We start from the raw sequence: 3,430 nt of genomic DNA on the forward strand, positions 1-3,430 counted from the left end.
CGCCTATTATAGGCGATGATCACGTTATTAACTCTTTGAATTTAATAAATAGAGAATTGTTTGGCTCTAACTTAACATACGTTGGCCATGAAAACTATATATCTTATATCAACCGAGAAGAAGTCACTGCCGTTATATTAAATGAAGATATTTTCAATTCCGTTGAACCCGAAATAAAAGATAAAAAGACGTTTTTCGTTGTTGAGAACCCAGAGGACGAATTTTATAGTCTTCACAATTATCTATTAAAGAACACCGAATTTTATAACGACGACAAAGAATCTGTATATGGTGATAATCTTAATATTCACCCTACCGCGGTTGTAGAAGATGGAGTTATCATAAAAGATAATGTAACTATCGGACCTCATGCAGTTATTCATAAAGGTTCTATTATAGGAAATAATGTTGTCATTCATTCTGGTGCTAGAATAGGAAGCCAAGGGTTTCAGGTTATATATTGTGACGCTGTTCCTCATCTGATCCAGCATGTTGGCGGTGTAAAAATACATGATGACGTCTCTATTGGCGCAAATTCTTGTATAGCAAATAGTTTGTTCGATGGATACACTGAAATTGGTAAGTCAACAAAAATCGATGCATTGGTTTTTATTGCACACAATTGTAAAGTAGGGAAAAATTGTGTAATAACTCCGGGCGTCGTTATGGCAGGAAGTTCGCTAGTTGACGATGGTGTATGGTTGGCTCCTAACTCGGTTGTTCTTAACGGTGTAGAAGTAGGCGATAACTCGCTGGTCTGTTCACATTCGTTGGTAATGAAAGACGTACCTGCAAATACAAAGGTAATTGGTATGCCAGCTAGAAAAGTAGGTAAAATAGAAAGCAAATAGTTTTATTGGTCAGCTTGTATAATGATGCAGACATACAGGTATACGGAAAAACAGGAGTGCAAAGTGAGACAAATTATATTAGATAAGTTCAATGAAGCCTTGGAGCAAACAGATAGTGAACAATTTTACTCGACGATGGCCGATGAACAAGTTTTGCTAGATTCTGGGTTAGACTCTCTTGGGTTTGCTATTTTGGTAGCCTTGCTTGAAGAGGAATTGGACTTCGACCCATTCCAGGAAATGGACGAGGCTATATATCCTACAACATTTGGTGAGTTTGTGGCTATTTATGAGAAGCGACGTGCATAAGAAAATTGTTGGTTTTTTAAAAAACGTTCCCTGTGAAAGAGTTTTTTTAAAGCTTGAAGATATTAGTTATACCTATAGAGATATATTAAGTCTATGTTCGGATTTTAAGCTCAAATATTCTGACTTGAGCGATAAAAATTGCGCAGTGATTTCAGATGATAGGGAATCGCTCGCAATCTATTTGCCAGTGCTGGATAGTATTTGCAATAGCGTTTTATTACAGCCTAGGGATTCTATTAATCAAACTGATTGGTACGATCGCGCTGCAATTGAATATATCGTTAGAGTAGGAAATCGAAAAATAGTTTCTGTAGAAAAGATAGAACAACCCGTTGTCGCGAAACAATCAAATAAATACAACACGAGTTTTATATTAGCGACTTCTGGAACAACAGGGCAACCTAAGCTAGCGTCTTATTCTTTAGAGTCTTTAACTGCAAAATCTCAAAAAAATATAGAACGTGGTTGCGATTTTATATGGGGACTGACGTATGACATTACAAGATTTGCAGGCTTGCAAGTATACTTACAAGCCGCTGTAGCGGGTTCAACGATAGTCCTTCCCCAGAATAGTGATAATACTGACTCAATGGTCTGCTCTTTTATCAACAATAGTGTCAACTGTCTATCTGCTACTCCCTCATTTTGGCGGAAAATATTAATGAACAGCTCTCATAGAGAAATGCCTTTAGAAAGGATTACTCTTGGAGGAGAGATCGTTAACCAGAACATATTAAATGCATTATGTAAGAGCTTTCCTAGTGCGAAAGTTATTCATATCTATGCCTCTACAGAAGCCGGGGTCGGCTTTTCCGTCAAAGATAAAATGGAAGGATTTCCTGCTGAGTATTTGTTAAATGGAATTGACGGAACCCGACTAAGGGCTATAGATGGATCTTTATGGATTAAGAACTCAAATAGATGCACCCATTTTTTGAAAGGAAATGTAGAAATAGATGAACAAGGCTATATCAACACCGGAGATTTAATCGAGGTTAAAAAGGATAGAGTGTTTTTTCTTGGGCGAGCGAACGGCTCAATAAATGTTGGCGGCAATAAAGTCATGCCCGAAAAAGTTGAGGCAATACTTGAAGAGTGCCCCATTGTGTCAATGGCAAAAGTATTTGCTAAGAAAAGCTCAGTTTTAGGCGATTTGGTCAGCGCTGATTTGGTTCTCACCCCTGAGGGAGAAAGCATTCCAAAGAAAGACTTAAAATCTCGTGTTGTAACGTTCTGTCGAGATAAATTGGAACCTTTCGAGGTGCCAGCTATAGTAAAACGAGTAGACTTTATTGAAACCAACTCTACTGGAAAAAAAATTAGGAACGGGAAATGAAAAATGTCGTTGTTACTGGATCTGCTAAAGGACTAGGTCTTGAAGTATCTAAGCAGCTTGCTGATTGCGGTTATCGTGTAATAGGTATCAGTAGGAGTTTAACGAAAGAATACAGGAAATTAATGGAAGATTTTTCTAATCAAGTTTACTTTTACGAGTTTGACTTTTCCGATATTCCCTCTATTGCAAAAGTAGTTAAAGAAATAACTCAAAGCCATGGTCGCATTTATGGATTAGTAAATAATGCAGCACTAGGGAATGATGGTGTTCTTGCTACGATGCACGAAAGCGATATTTCAGAGTTAATAAGAGTTAATCTAGAAGCTCCAATTCTAACGACGAAATATGTTACCAGATCCATGCTTCTGAATAGAGAAGGCCGAGTGATTAATATTGGTTCAATAATTGGTTCGACTGGCTTTAATGGCCTAAGTGTTTACGGCGCTACTAAATCAGCAATGAATGGGTTTACTAAGTCGCTAGCTAGGGAGTTAGGTAAAGCTCAGATTACAGTAAATACACTGGCTCCTGGTTATATGGAAACTAATATGACTCATGGCTTAGAAGGTGACAAGTTAGAAAAAATTAAAAGGCGCAGTTGTTTGGGCAGATTAGCGAACGTATCCGATGCTGCCAGTATGGTTGTGTATCTTTTGTCTGATAAAGCTTCAGGTGTAACGGGTGCTACGTTTACCGTTGATGCGGGTAGTACAGCATAGAACTAAGTAATACTCTAGTTATAGACCCGGGTCTAAATTACATTGATCAAGAAAAAGATCCTGTATTAAAGGGAGTGGTCTCTTTACCTATCTCTCTTTTTTTATTTGTATCTTATATCGCTCATGCGAAGCATCATTACAATGTTCAAGATTGGAAAATTACTTGATAGTATGCGTATAAAAAAAATAGTATCCCAAATAGTCCCAGAATCAAT

General features: G+C 37.5%; 4 protein-coding genes. All 4 read left to right on the forward strand.

What is annotated here, in order from left to right:
* Positions 1-851: hypothetical protein (locus BZG84_RS16025; protein ID WP_077678490.1), on the forward strand; the 851-nt coding region annotated here is incomplete at its 5' end.
* 63 nt (positions 852-914) lie between these two features.
* The gene (locus BZG84_RS16030; protein WP_077662266.1) at positions 915-1,160 is read left to right on the forward strand and encodes a hypothetical protein; all 246 of its coding nucleotides are present in this window, start codon (positions 915-917) and stop codon (positions 1,158-1,160) included.
* Positions 1,153-2,496: an AMP-binding protein gene (locus tag BZG84_RS16035; protein ID WP_241825822.1), complete on the forward strand. Its 1,344-nt coding sequence runs from the start codon at positions 1,153-1,155 to the stop codon at positions 2,494-2,496. Before BZG84_RS16030 ends, BZG84_RS16035 begins: the two co-directional genes overlap by 8 nt.
* Complete coding sequence (locus BZG84_RS16040; protein ID WP_077678492.1) at positions 2,493-3,215, forward strand: SDR family NAD(P)-dependent oxidoreductase; 723 nt, start codon at positions 2,493-2,495, stop codon at positions 3,213-3,215. Before BZG84_RS16035 ends, BZG84_RS16040 begins: the two co-directional genes overlap by 4 nt.
* The last annotated feature ends 215 nt before the right edge of the window (positions 3,216-3,430 follow it).

Source organism: Salinivibrio sp. PR932, from assembly GCF_001996125.1.
In the GTDB taxonomy this organism is placed as follows: domain Bacteria; phylum Pseudomonadota; class Gammaproteobacteria; order Enterobacterales; family Vibrionaceae; genus Salinivibrio; species Salinivibrio proteolyticus.